The organism is Kitasatospora sp. NPDC087315 (assembly GCF_044744345.1).
Taxonomy (GTDB): Bacteria; Actinomycetota; Actinomycetes; order Streptomycetales; family Streptomycetaceae; genus Kitasatospora.
The window spans coordinates 93,113-109,661 of sequence record NZ_JBIUYD010000021.1; the positions used below are offsets into that span (position 1 = coordinate 93,113).

A 16,549-nucleotide genomic window follows, 5' to 3' on the forward strand; every position below is an offset into this window, starting at 1 on the left:
GGGGCCCTCGTTGTAGAAGCGGCCACCGCCCCGGGCCACCAGCAGCTCGCCGAGGCGGGCGACACACGCGTTGTTCGCGCCGGGGCCGAACTGGTCGGCACCGGGGAAGGCGTTCGGATCCGGAACCGGCTGCGGCCGGGAGGGCGTGCTGCCGCCGGGCACCTTGCCCGTGTCGAGGTTGCCCGGATCCCAGTGGTCGTTGCCCGGGACGTGGCAGTGCCCGTAGTGGCCGCCCTTCGACTGCCAGATGTCACGGCGCCGGGACATCGGTGCGGACGGCGAACTGGCAGGCGGCCCGGCCGGCCAGGTGTCCGGCACGCCGTGCGCCCGGGCGGCCGCGAGGAGCAGCTGGAAGTTCGGCTTCGCGGCCGGGTCGAAGCCGTCGGTCCACGGGGAGCCGGCCCGGGCGACGACCTCCACCTGGATGTTCACCGAGCCCTCGCGGTTGGTGCGCCGCGTGCCGTCGTTGGCCAGCGCCCGGCCGGACTGGGTGAGCGGCCCGAACTGGCCGAGCCGGTCGCTGGTCGGGTCGTACAGCACCTGGGGCTCAACCCCGGCCGACCTCAGGTAGGAGCCCATAGAGTCGAAGTACCGGGCGCCGGAAGGGCATTCGGTGGTGTGCCAGGTGACCCGGGGCCCGGACTCGGGGTGATCCATCGCCCCGCCGATCACCTGCCCGCCGAGGCGCTCGACACCGTCGATGTAAGCCGGGCCGGACAGCTTGCGCGGCCGTCGGCCGACGGCGGCCGGGCCAGGGTCGGGGGCGCGGACCTCGTACGGGTCGGCGTCGGTCGGCACGTAGTGGTCAAGGTCGCCGTCCTCGCGCAGCACGTACAGCGCGCCGGGCTGGCGCGGGTGCTCGCGCAGGAACCGCGGGGAGCTGTCGAGCGCGGCGATCGCGCGGACCTGGTCGACGTGGGCCTGGTCGACGATGCCGCAGTAGGTGGTGGATCCGTCGGGGTGGACGACGGCGGCGTGGAACTCGGTCACGGGTTCCCCCTTCGGTGGGGTGAGGGGTAGGAAAGGCGGGGGCGGCGAGCGGTCAGGGCGCGCCGGCCGGGCGGAGCTGGATCGCGTCGATCTCGCGGCGCAGCGCGGCGTAGATGTTCAGCGGCAGCAGGAACTCGCCGTCGAGGCCCCAGCTCCCGCCCCAGGAGTTGCGGACGCGCAGGACGGTGTGCTCCGGGTCGACCCGGCCGTGCGGGTCGAAGCCGAGCTGCTCAACGCCAATGGCGCACACCTCGTGGCCGCCAGCCACACCAGAGGCCTCCCAGCTGGTCAGCTCGCCGATGTTGCCGTTGGTCGGCGGGGTGAACCAGGCGTTGTACCAGGGCAGGCCGAGCAGCACCGGGCCGTGCTGGAGCAGGCTCACCAGGGCCGTGGCGGTGGTGGCGTGGACGTAGGAGTTGATGAGGCCGCGCCGGTAGGTGGCGCGGGCGACGCCGAGGCCGGAGGAACCGCAGTCGTCGTGCGGCCACTGCTGGGACAGCCACTCGTCCTGGCGGGTCGCTTCCGAGTACAGCCGGATGGTCCACTCCTGCGCCGCGACCGCGTCCGCCAGGTCAAGGCCGGAGGAGGCGCACTGCCCGGCGCTGAGAACCACGGACAGAGCGGTGGCGGCGGCGTTGGCGGTGCAGCTGCCGAGCGCGTCGACGTCGTCGGTGCCGTCCACCAGGAGGCTGGTACGGATGCCCTGCTGGAGCAGGTTCTGCTGGTCGAGGACCGGCACCTTGGGTTCCCAGTGCACCGCGCGCAGGGCGGCTGGTGCCGGTTCGTGATGCTGCCAGCGCAGGGAGCGGGCGTCGAGGACCTGGTGCCGGCCAAGGGCCGGGTGCTGGTTGTAGAGGCGCACGGAGATGCCGTGGCTGGTGGTCATGCTGGTCCGCTCTCCCCCGTGCCCGGTCAGATGGCTGTGGTGGCCCCGGCCGGAGCTGGGACGTCCCTCGGGGGCGGTGCGGACCGCGTGAGCGGCGGCGGACGGAGGGTCGTCCGCACATGATCAATGATAGAGCCGCAGCGGTCGTGCGCTGTCGTGCTCACTCCCGCTGTCTCTGCGTCAGCCCAGGTCCCAGACGCAGCGGGAGAGGGAGACGAAGCCGTCACTGATGGGGCTGCTGGAGACGACCTCGATCCGGCCGTCCCGGTGGATGAACACGATGACCCCGGCTGCGCCGCCGGCCGCCGGCCGGAAGATCTCGTCGACGACGGGGGCGTAACCGCTGGGCAGGGTACCGATCACGCCGCTGGTGAATCCGCCGGGCACGCTGGCCACTCCACGCAGGGCCACCGTGCCGTCGGTCTGCTTCTTCACCTGAACTTTTCGCCAGCTTCCGGGTGTGCCGTCCCCGAGGTTGCCAAATGTGGGCTTGAACGTGATGTCGGTCCAGGTCTCACCGTTTGTGATCTTGGAGAATGCGCCGAGGACGATGTTCGCGCTGGGGCCGACGGTGAGGTCCCCGCCGCTGATCTTCACGGGGCTGTTGATGTAGAGGCCGCTGCCGGTGGCGTAGCTGAGGCTGGAACCGTCGGCCAGGTCGACCTGGAACAGTGCGGGGTCGATGTACACCATGCCGTGCTTGGCCGGGTTGGCCTTGGCCCGGACGAACAGCCTCACCATCCCCTCGGTGTCCCCGTCACCGGCACTGCCTGCGATGCTCGCCTCGCCGTTGAGGCCGGTGGCCCCGCTGGCGCGCAGCATGAAACGGGCGACGCCGGAGTACGCCGACCCCGGCTTGCCACCGCCGAGCAACAGGGTGGAGACGTGCGTGCCACCGGTGTCGGCGATCCGCGGGCTCGACAACGTGGTGACCGGGGTGGCTGGCGAGTCGTCGACTGGCGCCACAGCCGCCGTGAACTGTGCGGGTGCCTTCTCTGCCGCCGCACCGGAGTAGAGCGTCACAGCCGGGTTGGGATCGCCGGTGAGCGGGTCGTTCGGGGTGAGGGTGACCCGGCGACCGGAGGTCCCCGTCTGGACGGTTGAACCAGTCACGGTGACACCGGTGAGGGTGAACCCGTTAATGGCGTTGGCCTCAAGATCCGGACCGTCAGCTCTACGCGGCGTTCCGGAAACGGCGGTGGTGACCGGGCCGGCGACGCCTGCGGTCGTCCGGGCGCGCAGGCGCACCCACCACTGCGCGTACCCGAGGGGAACGGTCACGGGGCCGCCCTGCGGGGTCTCGATGGTACCGACCAGAGTAGCCGCACTGGGGACGAACGTCGCGTTGGTGCCGACGTGCACTTCGACCCGGGAGAAGTCCAGCGGCGCGGCCACCGCGCCCTGCCATGTCCCGTCCCAGGAGACCGTGAGCGCGGCCAGCGCCGGGGTGACGGCCGGCTTGGCGGGTGTGGGCGGTACGGGCCCGTTGGTGACGTTCACTGCGGTGGTGCCGTCGCCCTGCTGGCCGATGACAGCGCGAAGTGACCCACTGCCGTCGTAGACGTTCACGGCGCCGTTCTCGATGCTGGAGTGCTGGAGGCGGGGTGAGGACTCCAGCCGTTGGAGTCGTAGTTCCAGCGCAGCCATGCGCCAGCCGATGTTCTCAGCCACTGGTGCTCCCGTAGGTGAATGACGCGGACGGTTCCAGGTCGATGGTGTAGGTGTCGGTGTCGGGGTGGGTTGTCCAGCCGGTGATGCGCATCCACGTGTCCAGGTCGGTCCAGCGGTTGTGCACGGTGGTGCGGACGTCGTCGCCGATCTGCCAGGACCCGGCCGGGGCGGCCGGGTGGTGACGCACGGTGATCTGGTGGACGGTGCCGAGCTGCTGACGGCCGATCCGGGCGGCGGAGGCGAGGGAGGCGAGCAGGGTGTTGTCGGTGATGTCGGGCCGGGAGAGGAGGCTCTCCAGGCGCAGGCGGCCGTCGCGGACGGAGTTGACGGCGCGTACCGCATCGCGGCCCTCGCCGGCGCCGGTGGCGATGACGGTGTTGGCGTAGTGGTCGTAGTCGTAGGTGACGGCCGGCGACTGGATGATGTTGACGCCGGTGGCGAACGAGATGTCGTTCCGCCGGGTACCGAGCCGGGGGTAGCCCATACGTACCCGGCGGACCGGACGGCCATCGGGCCCGGCTTCGGCGGTGTGGGTGTACTCGGGGTGGTCGGCAGCGGCGGTGAGGGTGTCGACGATCTCGCCGAGCACCGGGTTCGTCCACCACGGGTAGGTGATGGGCTGCTCGGTGGTGCCCACCCGCAGCGGGCTCACCGCGGTATCGAGCTGGACCCGCAGGTTGCCGTCCGGCTGCTCCTGGGCGTATGCCCACACGTCGCTGATGATCTTGCACGGGTCGGCCTGGATGTAGGGACCGCGGCTGCCCAGATCCCCGTGCAGATCGTGACGGCGGCGCAGGTAGCTGGGCCAGCCGGCTCCCTCCACCGTGTAGACCTCGCCCTCGGGCTCGACCAGCCACAACAGGTAGCCGTCACGGATCTGGTTGTCCCGTACCGGGTAGACGACGGTCGACCCTTTCGACAGCAACTGGGGGTTGGCCTTGACGAACCTGGGCTTCAACGTGGCTTTGAGCGATCCGGGACCGTCGAGCTGGGGGCCGAACTCCACGTCCTGCAGAGGCAGCGCCGGGTGCAGCACTACGTCGGTGAGGGCATCGGCCAGAACGTACCGCCACAGCCGTCCAAGGGCGGTCACAGCAGGCCCTCGACCCACTCGATGTCCAAGAACAGACGGGTGGCACCGTTGGTGTCAATGGTTCCAGGGTCCGGGTGAACCTGGGTCTGAATCTTGAGGGTCTGGGTGGTACCCCGGATGTCGGCCGGAATCGCCATCACGTCGCCGATCATGTGGTTCGCGCGACGCCAGCCGGTGCCGCCGTCATCGTCGATCTGGCTGTTCGCACCGGCCGTGGTGTTGAGCATGTGACGCAGGTCGGCGAAGAAGTTCCCGCCGACCAGGCGCAGCCCGGACATGGTGGTGGACAGAATCGCGGTCACCGCCCAGGAGGGGATGTCGAGCTGCCAGCGCCCGGAGCTCGGCCAGTCCTTCCAGGTGTCGTTGGTGTAGGCGATCGGGTCGTAGGGCTGACCGACGAGCGGGTACATTCGGCGCTCGCGGCGCGGGTTGGCCAGGAACCGCAGGTCCTTGACCATGTCCGAGGTGATCACGGACGTGCCGGGGGGCATGTCGATGCGAGCCAGGGGCAGCGCGGTCCAGCCTGCGGGCGGCCGAGTCGCGCTTGAGACGACGTTCGACGCCACGGCGAACTCCACGGTGGCATCGGTGGCCGGGTTGAGCCCGCCCTCGAACTCGGGATCCAGGACGCGCACGCAGACCATGTCGGAGCGGGCGGTAGAGCCGGTCGGCGCGATGTCAACGTCGAACGAGCCGATGTTGTAAAACGTGTAGTGGCCCTGCCAGGTACTGGTGCGGCCCTTGGCGATGCCGGAACCGTCCGCGATCCGCACCTTCGTACCGGGCACCGTCAGCGAGCTGACCTTGAGGTCACCGCCGGCGGTGACGCCCTCGTTGCCGCGCGCGAGGTCGCGGATCATCAACCTGAACGACTGGGCGGGGTGCGTGGCCCCGTTGATCATCAGCGGTGTCTTCACCAGGGCCATATCAGGCTGCCTCCTTCTTGAGAGTGCGCCAGGCCGGCCACCAGGTGGCAGTCAGCAGCGCAGTATTGGTCGGGTCGGTCGCTGCGAACTGCAGCTGGGAACGGCCAGGCGGGATCACGAACTCGTCGATCCGGTCCCCCCAGCGCAGCAGCGTCGCAACGTTGCCGTCGCCGTCGTTCAGCACGGTGCGCCAGCCCGGCCGGGTGTCGATCTCCACCCACTGCCCGGCGAGCAGGGAAATGGTCAGGCCGATGCTGCGCGCGCTCTCCACGTGCGTGATGACCGGGTTGACGCAGGGCCCGTTGATCCGCAGGACGGGCCAGGTCGACGAGGTCCCGGGGTTCAGCAGCGTGCCCGGCGGCTGACCGGAAGCCACCGCAGCGGTGACGACCGGTGCCACAACCGGGGCGGCGAATCCACCCTGGCTGATCGAGCCAAGCCGGATCTGTGTCTGCTCCGGCTGGTCGGCATAGAACAGTGGGTCGGTGGCCATGAACTCGATGTCGAGCGGCACCCAGCCGTGGACCAGCTGCTCCTGGTCCTCCTCCAGCTTGCGCAGCCGCCCGCGCAGTACCCGGACCGGCCGGCCCGGATACTTCAGGCGCAGTTGGGCGGTCTCGCCGCCGACGAGCCGGACGCTGTCGGGGTCGGCCTGCTCCTGGAGCGCGGCAAGGATATCGAGTGCGGCCGCCGGGTCGCCGGGACACTTCACCGCACAGTCAATCCGGACCAGGCGGCCGCCGTACTGCTCGGCGCCCGGCCACAGGCCGTCCTCCCCGGACGGCTCAACATCGTTGATCCGCTTGTCGGGCAGCCCGAGGACGATGATGGTGCGGATCGGCACGTTCGTACCGGCGCCGATCAGGACGCCGCCAAGGTCATGCTGGTGGTCGATCAGGGGCGTGGTCAACGGCGCCGGATCCCTTCACGCTGGGCCCGGCGTACCTGGTAGGCGATACCGGAGGTGATCTGCTGCTCGGTGGCGCCGGGCCGGGTGATGTTGACGGTCTGCTGGCCGATCAGCGGCTGCCCGTTCGCCTTGTCCTGGACCACGACGACGGTGGTGGCACTCGGACGGGCGGTCACGAGCTTGGCCGCCAGCGGGGCGGGGATCTGCGGCAGGCCGGGTCGGGCAGTGGCGTACGAGCGGGCCGCCAGGCCGGTGCTGAAGCCGCCGTCGGCGAACTGGCGGGCCCGGCCGTTTCCTAGGCCGTAGACGACCTGCCCGCCGAACCGCCGGGCAACTTCGTCGAGGATCTGCTCCGAGCGGCCGCGCTTGGCCAGGCTGAGCGGGATGTAAGCCTCGCCGCCGGTCTCGTCCTCCGCCCACACCCGCCATTCGCCGGCGCGGGCGATCTGCGCGACGTGCTGCTCGCCGCCGTTGGCGAACGCGCGGGCCCTGATCCCGCCGTCGGCAAATGCCGAGCGGATCCCGCCATCGGCCTCGATCGCCCGGTTCTCGTACGACATGCGCCCACGGGTGCCAGGGGCGGACACCTCCTGGACGGTGACCGTGACGGTCTTGTCCCGCAGGGTGTTGAGCGCGCCCTGGATCCTGTCGATGCCGCTCTGCGCCGTGCCGGTCGGCACGGTGACCTTGACCTCGCCACCGGGCAGGGTCTGCACCTTGAACCCGATGTCGGCGAGGGCCCTCTGTGCCTCGGCGGTCAGCGCGGTGATGGTGACCGACTTGTCCTGGGTGTTACGGATCTCCCGCTGGACTTCGGTCAGGCCCTGGATCGCGGAACGGGTCTCGGCAGTCATGGTGATGGTCTTGTCCGCGATCTGGGCCTGCGTCTTGATCAGCTGGTCCAGGCCGGCGCGCGCCGTATCGGTGAGCGCCGTGATCTTGACCTCGCGGGTGCCGGGGATCGTCTCCACCGTCAGCCCGAGGGAGCGCAGCATGGTCTGCGCGTCGGCGGACAGCGCCTCGACCTTGATCTCAACTGCCTTGGGCTGCGCCTTGACCTGCGTCTGTACGGCAAGCAAGTCGGCCAGCGTCGAGTCGACGCCCTCCGTCTTGAGCAGCACTGCGACCTGGCCGGGGATCAGGCCCATGCTGTTGGCGACCTGGTCGGCCTGGTCCTTCGTCAGCCCGTACGACTGCGCCAGGTTGACCGCGGCGGAACGGCCCTTGGCCATCTGGTCGGCGGCCGCCTGGATCGACGTTGCCATGCTTTCGCCGTGGGCCTTCGACAGGTTGTAGGCCTGGACGGCGGCCGCCCCCGAGGCGTCGACGATGCCGTTCAGGTTGTTGTAGAGCGCCTGACCGTTGCGGGTGGTGGTGTTGATCGCCCCGGAGGCCTGGACGAGGGCGTTGCCCCAGCCGTCGGCGCTGTTGATGCCGTCCTTGATCGCATCGTTTCCGGAGAGGATCGCCGAGTTCAGCCGCGCCTCGGCAGCCTGCATGCTGACGGTCCCGCCGTTCAGCAGGTCCAACGCTTCCTTCAGACTGCGGGTGCGGGAGTCGGCGTCCCCAGTGGTGTCCGACAGCCCCTTTACCGCCGTCTTCAACCTGTCGAAAGCAGTCGTACCGTCGCCGGCGCCGCGCTGTGCGTCCGCCATCCGCTTGACGTTGTCGATGCTCTCCTGGAGCTCGCCCTTCACCCCGCCGAGGGCGTCGGCCGCGCGCTTCGCGTTGAGGCCGATATCGGTGTAAACGTACGACCCGCCGGCCGAGGTGGTCACCCACGTCCGGTTGGCGTCGGCGGTTTGCTTCAGGCGCTGCTGGAGGGTTTCGAGAGAAGTGCCCTGCCCCAGGTAGGCATCGGTCAGCTCCCGCATCGGGACGTTGGCCTTCTCCAGCGTCTGGACCAGCTTGTCCTTGCTGTCCTTGACCTTGGTATCCACGAGGACCTGAGCGGCCTGGGCGCGAACGTTGTCGTTGATGACACCTCCGCTCTCCTTGAGCGCGGAGGTCAGCGTCTTGATGCGTTGCTGGTGTTCCTGGGCAGCCTGGGCGGCGGCCTGCTGGCGCTGGGCCAGCAGGCCAAGGCCGAGAGTGACGCCAAGCATTACGATGCCCCATGGGCCGCCCATGAAGCCCATGAGGCCGGTCATGGCACCCTTGAGGCCGGTACCGACGGCCGCTGCCGCGCCTGCCACACCACCGGTGAACCCGCCGATGTTGGCCTGGGCGTTCCGGAAGGAGCTGGCCATGGCGCCGATGATCGGGACGCGGTTCTCCAGCGCGGCGAACGCGGCACCCAGGCGGCCCATACTCACGCCGGAGGCCTCGGCCAGCGTCCGCTGATACGTCATCTGGTCGTTGAGACCGCGCCAGGCCCCCGTGACGCGGCCGCTGACGGTGCTGGCGACGCCTTCCATCACCGGGCCGACACGGCGGGCCAGCAGCATTGCAGCGATGGCCAGCTGTACTGGTCCAGGAAGCTCAGAAAACAGGGTGATGACGTTCCCGAGGATCCGGCCGATCGGCACCAGGGCGCCGGATACGAACACGATGGCGCGCCCAGCGAGGTCCATACCGGTGGCGACAATGTCCAGCACGCCAACGCTTCGTTCACCCTCCCGGTTGAAGCCCGCGAAGGCCTTCACAACGGGTTCGGCACCGTGCGCAAGGTTCCGTAGAACGTCGGCCAAGGTCCGACCAGCGATGTAGATCCCGCGCAGGCCGGTGGCAGCGATCTCCCACGCGGTGTCCTTGAGCGGTTCGGCAAGCGACCGAACGTAGCTGCTGGCCACACCGACGCCCGAGCGGAACTTTTCGGCCATCGTGGGGCCGTAGAGGGTGGCGAGGTCGTGGCCGTAGGCGATGACGCCCTTAAGCGCTGGCGTCCCGTCGGACAGGAGGCGGGTCAGGCCGCGGGCGGCCTTCTCAAGGCCGGGCGACATCTCGTTGTACAACTCGATGCCAGTCTGCTTGACCTGCGTTTTGAGCTGGGTCATGGCACCGGTGAGCCCCTTGCCCTGGGACTCGGCGATCTGGGATGCGGCACCAACCTCGCGAACGGCCATGTTGAGGGCGTCGAAGGAGGCAACGCCCTGGTGGGCCATGGCGATCGCCCCGCTCATGGCCGGCTTCCCCATCGCGTTCTTCACCGCCGCGGTGAAGTCCTGCTGGGACATGCGGTGTTCAGCTTGCTCGAGCTGCTCGATGACGTACCGCAGGCCCTTGAAGTTGCCCTGGGCGTCGTACGCCTGGATCCCCAGCTCCTTCAGCCCCTGGGACATGGCCTTGGTGGGGCTGGCCATGTTGGCGAGCATGCCGCGCAACGTGGTGCCTGCGGTCTGGCCGAGGATGCCGGCTTTGCCGAGCATGCCGACGCCAGCGGCGGCTTCCTCCATGGAAACGCCGAGGCCGTGAGCAACCGGCCCGGCGTACTTCATCGCATAGTAAATGTCGATAATATCGCCGCTCGCCTGGTTGGCGGTTGCAGCGAGGACGTCAGCAGCCTTGGACGCCTGGTCAGCGCCCATGCCGAACTGGTCCATCATGTCGCCCAAATATTTAGCGCTGTCAGCGGCGTTGACCCCGGCGGCCGCTGACAGTACGAGGGACGCTCTCGTGGCGTCCATAGCCTGGTCAGTCCGGAAACCAGCCTTGGCCAGTTCAACCATGGCCTCGGCGGCATCGGCAGCAGTGCTGCGCGGCAGCTTGAGGTCGTTGCCCAGCTGGAGAGCGGTGGCAGAGGCCCGCTGCATCTGCAGGTTGGTGGCGCCGGTGACCGCACCGAAGGTGTTCAGCCCGGACTGGTACTCGTTACCAGCCTCGACCATGCTGTGGAGCCCAAGGATCAAGGAGCCGCCGGCCAGCATGGCGCCCATCGACACGAGATGCTGTTTAACTGTCTGGGCCATCGTGCCGACGCGGCCCAGGTGCTCCTCCCCGGCGTCGCCGATGCGCCGGATCCCGCCCACCGAGGTATCGGAGGCAGCCCCAAGATCACGAACCTCGCGGGTGGTGGCGCGCAACGCCCCGACGAGGGCGCGCAGTTCGGTCTGGGCGGCCTGGGAGCTGGTGGCCACGCCGCGCTGGGAGCGGGCCGCGAGATCACCGGCAGACGCAGTCTCCCGCAGGTGGGTGGCGGCCGCATCGGCGGCCTGGCCGGCTTCACGCTGCTGGGTTCCGGCTCGCTGAGCATCAGTCCCGAGGGTTCGCAGGTCGCGGCCGGCCTGGCGGGCGTAGTCACCGGTGAGGCGTTGCTGACGGCCGGAGTACTGGGCATCGGTGCCCAGGTCGCGGACGCGGCGGGACGTCCGCTGGGATTCGTCTCCCAGCGAGCGCACACCGCGCTGCGAGGTCTCGGTCTCACGGCCGAGTTCGCGGGCGGACTGTCCTGCCTGCCGCAGGGTGATGGCCAGTTCACGGCCGTCACCGCGCAGCCGCAGGAGCAGATTCCACTCCGCGCCCACCAGGCACCTCCCAATCCTCCCCGGGCACCCGGCCCGGGTACGTCGTCAGCGGTGCCGTGCGGCCTGCTGTTGCTCGCGCTGCTCGATAAAGCGGGCGTACTCCTCAGCCGGGACGAGACCGAGCTTCAACCCGGCCGGGGACAGACCTTCCGGCAGTTCCTCGCGCTTGCGCTCGATCGCCTGGCAGCCGGAGCAGCGGGTCGTGGACACCTCGTAGGCGTGACGGTCGCCACCGGCCTCGGGCTGCCACTCCTCGTCCCGGGTGCCGCACTGCGGGCAGGTCAGGCGCGCGAAGTCGGCGTAGGCCACGGCCTTCTCCCGGTCCCCCGGGGTCCAACGGCCCGGTTCGCCGCCGAGGAACTGCGAGTGCGGGATGCCCCACCGGTCGCACAGCTCCAGTTCCGTACGGAACCGGGGGTCAGTCCTCAGCCTTTTCCCAGGTCAGCGCGCCTCTCGGTCTGCGGGGTGAGCGCGGCGTCGAACAGGGCCAGGCGGTCGGCGTGTCCCCAGGTGGCCAGGAACTCGATGGCCTGGTCCTCGGTGATGCCGTCGACGTTGGCGGCGGCGATCAGCGCCGGGGGGAACGTTTCTGCGTTCCACTCGGAGTTGGGGGCCTGGTCGGCCTGCTCCGGGGTCGGGGGGTGGGCCTTCACAAGATCGGTGAAGGTCTCGCCGGGGAGCGCCCGGAAGGTCAGCACCGTGCTGACCTTGTCGGCGCCGACGGTGGCGTTGGCCAGTTCGGCGGCCGCCGTGTCGGCGACGATCCGGTGGGACTCACTGTCGGGGTTCGCGGCGGCCATCAGCGCGGCCTTCGCGGCCCGTTCCTGGATCCCGTTGAACGCCTGCTTCAGCCCGATGTCGTCCCACAGCCGCAGGGGAGTGGTGGCGAGCTTGCGGTTGCGCAGCCGCTCCAGCGTGGCGGTCCAGTGCGCGTCGGCCGCGACAGCGTCGGCCGGCGGCTCGGGAACGGCGGTGGTGGTCTTGGGCATGGTGGCTGTCCTTCGTGGCTTCGGGGTGAGGGGAAGAGGGGCCCGGCCGGGCGCTTTCGCGCGTCCCCTCGTACGTGCGAGAGCGCTCAGCCGGGAGCGAAAGGGCCGTCAGGACGCGGCGGGGACCGCAGCGGACTGCACCGGGCGCCGGGTGACGAAGAAGGAGACCTTGAACTTGGCGGCCTCGTTGTCGACCGTGAAACTCGACGACTGCGAGCCAACCCGCACCGGGAAGATGTCCATGGACTTGTTCGTAGGTACGTCACCCTTTCTGAGGATCACAACGTAACCACTGGTCCCCTTCTTCAAGAGCTCCTCCAGCGTGGAGGTGAGGCTGTCCTCCCAGAAAGTGAACGAGGAGTCGGCGGCCTTGTCCGAGCCGGGGATGGACGAGTCGAACGTGTCCGACATGTCCTTGGTCTCGATCGCCTGGCTCTCGAACGTCCAGCCGTCGACCTCGGCAATGGCGGCGGAGATGTTCGTGCCGGCTGCCAGCTCCGTCCGGGTGGGGATCATGGAGGCGGCGGCGATGGTCGACAGGAACAGGAAGATGGAGGTGCCGCGCCTGGTGTACTTCTCAACCGGCGTCGGGGCGGGGATGGTAGTCGGCATGGTGGACCCCAGATACCTGGTGGGGTCAGCCCGGTGTGTGCGGCCCGGCCCCGTGTGGACGGTGAGGGGTGGCCACCCGCAAAGGGGGTAGCGTCCGCGCTTCGGGCCGCCGCGGTGCGGGTCCTGCACAGCGTCAGAGCTGCGTGGTCCTGCTCGTGAGATCGAGCCGGAACCTGATCATGTCGTTAACGATACCGTCGCCGGGGACCGGGTCTGTCCCCGTGTCAACGTCCAGCAACCGGCCCCGGCACACCACACCCGCCGGGAGAACGAGCGGGTACCGCCACCGGCCGGTCACCGGGTCGCGTTCCAGCACGGCCGCAAGCACCCGGTCGGCCAGCCACTCGACCTGATCCGTGGTCTCGCCGACGCACACGGCCTGGTAAAGGGCGCTGGCGTCCTCAGACAGGTCGCTCATCGGCGCACCCTGCACGTCCCAACCGACCAGGTGCAGCACCGTGTACGGAGGTGGTACCGGTCCGGTGCTGGTGCGCGGCAGGCTCCCGTTTCCGCACGGCTTGCCGGTGGCATCAGCAAGCAGCACGACGAGGGCCTTGGTGACCGGGCGGCGGGCGATCACCGGGCACCGCCTTCCTGCTGCTCACGGCCGTCGAGGGAGTGGTGCACGATCAGCCAGTTGACACCGCCGCCGTCGGCCTCGACGGGCACTGTGTCCGGTCCGCACACGCAGTCCGCCTCGCCGGTTGCCGTGTTGTGGTCGATCAGGTCGCCGATCGGGGAGACATGGCCGACGCTCACGTGATCACCTGCCCGGCGAGGGTACGCAGCTGTTCGTCGACCTGCTGGCCGAACGCGGACATCGCGGGGGCAACGTGCGGGAACGGGGGCTGGTTGTAGTGCCGGCCGAGCGAGTCGACCCCGACGAACCCGAACTCCAGGCGCCGCCCGTACGGCTCTGCCGTCCCGATCGTCGCCTCGGCGAAACCCCCGGTGCCGGGGGCGACTTCAACGGTCCACGACTCGCGGTAGCGGCCGGTGATGGCGTTGGGTCCGGGCCGGCCGGATGCGTGCGCCCGGATCTGCTGGCGCAGCAGGGTGGCCTGGTGGCGGACAAGCCTGGTGACGGCCGGCCCGACACGTTCGGCGGCCTGGTCGAACGCAGCGGCCAGGGCAGCAGGATCGGTGAAGGTGTTCACGGTGCGCCCTTGGGCTGAATCTCGTCGCACCAGGACAGACGTACGGCGATCAACGTCTGCCCTTGTCCGCTTTCGGCGATTCGCCAGCTGCGGGTGAGCAGCGACGGGTCACCCTTCGAATGGACAGCGATGACGGCAAGGGTGTCGTCGCGGCGCGGCACGGGGGTGTGTGCCGGGGTGAGGAGCCTGTAGGCGTTCTTGGCGTCGTCGATGTGGTCCTGGAGATCGGAGGGTACGACGCGGCCGATCGGCTGCGCACCGGTACCGATGACCGCGCCTGGCCCCTCGTAGACCAGCGTGGCGGGTGCGTCCTCAAGTTCGCCGGTGTCCTCGTTCAGGACCCGGCCCACGCCACGGCGGGTCACGCGGACGGTGTCGCCCATGACGAGCTCTTCGACGAGAGCGCTGAGGCCGGAGACGTCGAGCAGTGGCATCAGCTCGCGCCCTTCGCCCAGTCGAGGAGCTGGCGCAGCGCCGCGCGGGTCAGTTCGTTGCGGCCGCCGTCCAGGTCGGTGCGCTTGAAGACCGCGGCTGCGAGTTCGTCCGGGTCGATCCCGGTCAGGAACCCCACAATGTCCGGGCCCGGGCTCTCGGTGGCGATGGCGACGCGGGCCAGGCCGTCGAACGCGGCTGTGGTGCTTTCCTTCAGGTGCAGCACGACCTGCGCCGGCTGCCCGGCGATGTGCTGAAGGCTGTATCCGCGCACCGTCTTGCTGATGTTTTTACCATCCAGATGGACGCTGCCCGCAAAGCCTTCGGCGGTGATGACGACGTGGTGCTGGCCGGGGTTGTCAAGGCTGGTCACGGAGTCTCCCGGGTTGGAGGGGCGGCGGGCCGGTGGGCCTCCGTTGAGGAGCCGGCTGGAGGCGGTCACGGTGGCGGGCAGGTTCTCGAGGCCGGTCACCGCGGCCATCCGGGAGCAGGGCGGGCGGGGAACCGGGCCATCAGGTCGGTTAGGTCCTGCCAGTAGGTGGTGGGTATGCCGTCCCAGGGGTTGGAGGCCGGCCCGGTGTAGGGGGTGGTGTGCATGTGGATGGTGTGGCAGCCGTTCGCCCGGGCGAGGAGGACGGCTTCGCGGGCATCAGCCCAGGTGGTGATGCCGTGTAGCAGGTGCACGGTCTTCTCGGGGCGCCACTTTCGAACCCAGGCGGGCAGAGTGGCCATGGCCTGCCGGTAGTCGGGCAGGGTGCCTTCGAACGTGACGACCTGGTCGGCGATGGCGAAGTAGCGTTCGTCGGGCAGGGTGCCGCAGTTGAGTACGACGGTTTTGGCGCCGCGCTTGCGCAGGCCCTGGATGGTGGTGGCCACGGCTTGGACGTTCGCGGCCGCGGTGGCCACCTGGTCGAGGAAGATGCCGTCGGTGATGCCCCGGGCCACCCACTGGTCGGCCTGCTGAAAGACGGTGAAGTCGACCACGGAGCCGTAGCCGTGGTTGATGTAACCGAGCACCGGTGTCCCCGTGGACCTGACGGAGCGACCGGCGTCGTACAGCACCGGGTCCTCGGTCGCCCCGGGCCCGTTGGCCTGGTTGAGAACGACCCAGCGCAGCGGCAGGCCGCTGACGGCCAGGGTGTCCCAGGCCGCGGCATCGATGCCGGGGTGCTGGTAGAGGGGCACGCCGAGCCCCATGGTGGTCAGCGCCATGCGGCTGTGTCCTCCTCGTCGGCCTGCTGGCCGTCCTCAATGTCGGTACGGCCCGTCAGGTCGGGCCGGGGGATGAAGGAGCGGATGCACCCGGGGTGGGCGATCGGGTACGCGGCCGCCGCAGCGGCGGTGCGCAGCGTGCCGCCCGCTTGGTCGCTGTCCGGATGGCTGGTCCAGCCGCAGCCGGGGCCGTCGACGACCTGCACCCACTCGGCCTCGAGGTCGCCGACCGCGGCCCGGACGGCGGCGGTGTTCGCGGCGGTGACGGCCTGCGCGGCAAGCGCGCTGCGGGCCCAGGCGGCCGCCGGGTAGCGGGTGGAGTCCGCGTACACCACGACACCGAGGCGGTGTTCGCGGGCCAGGACCTCGGTGCTGGTGCTTTCGCGGCGCCGGGCCGTCTCGGCGACGGCACGGTGGAAGGCGCGGGCGCGGCGGACAGTGTCGTTGACGCGGTGCAGCAGCCGTTCGTAGGCGGCGGCCGTGAGCGTGTGTATGGCCTGCTGGTGCTCGGGTGTCCAGTGGAAGCCGGGGCGGGGCAGGTGAACGGGCCACGGAGCGGTGTGCAGCGCGGCCTCGGCACCGTGCCGGTAGGCGATCGGCAGTTCGGTGCTCGCCCAGCGCTCGACGATACCGACGACGGCCGTGTCAAACGCCGCAACGGCCGCGGTGAACGCGCGCAGGGCGGCACGGATGGCGGCCGTACGGCGCCGGGTACCGGCGGCGGCCCGAACGGCGGCGAGTACGGCGTGCTGCGCCCGGGTCAGGGCGTCCCAGGCGGCAGCGAGTTGCCAGGTGGTGGTGTCGATGAGCCGGTGGAGTTCCTGGTCGCGCCAGGTGGTGGCGGTCATCGGCGTGGCCTGGCGTGGAGTTGGACGATGCCGGGGCCGGCGTCTGGTGATTCGGGCTGGGGGTCGTCCGGTGCGGGTGGGGCGGCCGGGTCGGCGAGGTCGGCGATCTGGCGCTCGATGGCAGCAACGTTGGCGGAGTTGTCGATCGACAGGACGCCGGTGAGTGCGAGTTTGAGCGGTTGCGCGAGGAGGGTCTGGCGTCGTTCGCGCAGTACTTCGAGGGCGACGGCGCGGGCGGAGCGCAGCCGGGTGTAGCGTGCGTCCAGGTCGGCCTGGTCGGTGGTGGTGCCGAGTTCGGCGAGGAGCCAGGCCCGGGTGGCGGCGTCCACGGAGTCACCTCCCGTCGTGATTGGGGTGAGG

The 16,549-nt window shown here is 69.9% G+C and carries 17 protein-coding genes and 1 pseudogene; all 18 read right to left on the reverse strand.

The genetic code is table 11. From position 1 onward, the window contains the following. Positions 1-990, reverse strand: a pseudogene (locus ACIO5D_RS27540) (hypothetical protein); the annotation flags it as partial. A gap of 52 nt (positions 991-1,042) precedes the next feature. Next, positions 1,043-1,876, reverse strand: coding sequence for a hypothetical protein (locus ACIO5D_RS27545; protein ID WP_400798583.1), 834 nt, complete (start codon positions 1,874-1,876; stop codon positions 1,043-1,045). A 180-nt stretch (positions 1,877-2,056) separates the two neighbouring features. Beyond that, the gene (locus ACIO5D_RS27550) at positions 2,057-3,547 is read right to left on the reverse strand and encodes a hypothetical protein (RefSeq protein ID WP_400798580.1); all 1,491 of its coding nucleotides are present in this window, start codon (positions 3,545-3,547) and stop codon (positions 2,057-2,059) included. Continuing rightward, positions 3,540-4,640 carry a hypothetical protein gene (locus ACIO5D_RS27555; RefSeq protein WP_400798577.1) on the reverse strand — a complete coding sequence of 367 codons (1,101 nt, stop codon included), beginning with the start codon at positions 4,638-4,640 and terminating at the stop codon, positions 3,540-3,542. Before ACIO5D_RS27555 ends, ACIO5D_RS27550 begins: the two co-directional genes overlap by 8 nt. Then, positions 4,637-5,566 (reverse strand): hypothetical protein, encoded by a 930-nt coding sequence (locus ACIO5D_RS27560; protein WP_400798574.1) that lies wholly within the window; start codon positions 5,564-5,566, stop codon positions 4,637-4,639. Before ACIO5D_RS27560 ends, ACIO5D_RS27555 begins: the two co-directional genes overlap by 4 nt. A 1-nt stretch (position 5,567) precedes the next feature. After that, entirely contained in the window at positions 5,568-6,476 is a 909-nt protein-coding gene (locus tag ACIO5D_RS27565; protein WP_400798572.1) for a hypothetical protein, read from the reverse strand. After that, positions 6,473-10,939, reverse strand: coding sequence for a phage tail tape measure protein (locus tag ACIO5D_RS27570; RefSeq protein ID WP_400798569.1), 4,467 nt, complete (start codon positions 10,937-10,939; stop codon positions 6,473-6,475). Before ACIO5D_RS27570 ends, ACIO5D_RS27565 begins: the two co-directional genes overlap by 4 nt. A gap of 45 nt (positions 10,940-10,984) precedes the next feature. Further along, complete coding sequence (locus tag ACIO5D_RS27575; protein WP_400798566.1) at positions 10,985-11,248, reverse strand: hypothetical protein; 264 nt, start codon at positions 11,246-11,248, stop codon at positions 10,985-10,987. Between the two features lie 116 nt (positions 11,249-11,364). Then, positions 11,365-11,928, reverse strand: coding sequence for a hypothetical protein (locus tag ACIO5D_RS27580; RefSeq protein ID WP_400798563.1), 564 nt, complete (start codon positions 11,926-11,928; stop codon positions 11,365-11,367). 108 nt (positions 11,929-12,036) lie between these two features. Beyond that, the gene (locus ACIO5D_RS27585) at positions 12,037-12,540 is read right to left on the reverse strand and encodes a hypothetical protein (RefSeq protein ID WP_400798560.1); all 504 of its coding nucleotides are present in this window, start codon (positions 12,538-12,540) and stop codon (positions 12,037-12,039) included. Between the two features lie 133 nt (positions 12,541-12,673). Beyond that, positions 12,674-13,120: a hypothetical protein gene (locus ACIO5D_RS27590; RefSeq protein WP_400798558.1), complete on the reverse strand. Its 447-nt coding sequence runs from the start codon at positions 13,118-13,120 to the stop codon at positions 12,674-12,676. Beyond that, the gene (locus ACIO5D_RS27595; RefSeq protein WP_400798556.1) at positions 13,117-13,299 is read right to left on the reverse strand and encodes a hypothetical protein; all 183 of its coding nucleotides are present in this window, start codon (positions 13,297-13,299) and stop codon (positions 13,117-13,119) included. The genes ACIO5D_RS27590 and ACIO5D_RS27595 overlap by 4 nt, the downstream gene beginning before the upstream one ends. Beyond that, positions 13,296-13,697 (reverse strand): HK97 gp10 family phage protein, encoded by a 402-nt coding sequence (locus ACIO5D_RS27600; protein ID WP_400798553.1) that lies wholly within the window; start codon positions 13,695-13,697, stop codon positions 13,296-13,298. The genes ACIO5D_RS27595 and ACIO5D_RS27600 overlap by 4 nt, the downstream gene beginning before the upstream one ends. Further along, on the reverse strand, positions 13,694-14,131 hold the full coding sequence (locus ACIO5D_RS27605) for a DUF6093 family protein (protein ID WP_400798551.1): 438 nt from the start codon (positions 14,129-14,131) through the stop codon (positions 13,694-13,696). The genes ACIO5D_RS27600 and ACIO5D_RS27605 overlap by 4 nt, the downstream gene beginning before the upstream one ends. Continuing rightward, positions 14,131-14,502, reverse strand: a complete 372-nt coding sequence (locus tag ACIO5D_RS27610; protein ID WP_400798548.1) for a hypothetical protein — start codon at positions 14,500-14,502, stop codon at positions 14,131-14,133. The genes ACIO5D_RS27605 and ACIO5D_RS27610 overlap by 1 nt, the downstream gene beginning before the upstream one ends. Before the next feature lie 95 nt (positions 14,503-14,597). Continuing rightward, positions 14,598-15,341: a spherulation-specific family 4 protein gene (locus ACIO5D_RS27615; RefSeq protein ID WP_400798546.1), complete on the reverse strand. Its 744-nt coding sequence runs from the start codon at positions 15,339-15,341 to the stop codon at positions 14,598-14,600. Continuing rightward, positions 15,332-16,189 (reverse strand): hypothetical protein, encoded by an 858-nt coding sequence (locus tag ACIO5D_RS27620; RefSeq protein WP_400798543.1) that lies wholly within the window; start codon positions 16,187-16,189, stop codon positions 15,332-15,334. The genes ACIO5D_RS27615 and ACIO5D_RS27620 overlap by 10 nt, the downstream gene beginning before the upstream one ends. Further along, positions 16,186-16,518, reverse strand: a complete 333-nt coding sequence (locus ACIO5D_RS27625) for a hypothetical protein (RefSeq protein WP_400798541.1) — start codon at positions 16,516-16,518, stop codon at positions 16,186-16,188. Before ACIO5D_RS27625 ends, ACIO5D_RS27620 begins: the two co-directional genes overlap by 4 nt. Between the last annotated feature and the right edge of the window lie 31 nt (positions 16,519-16,549).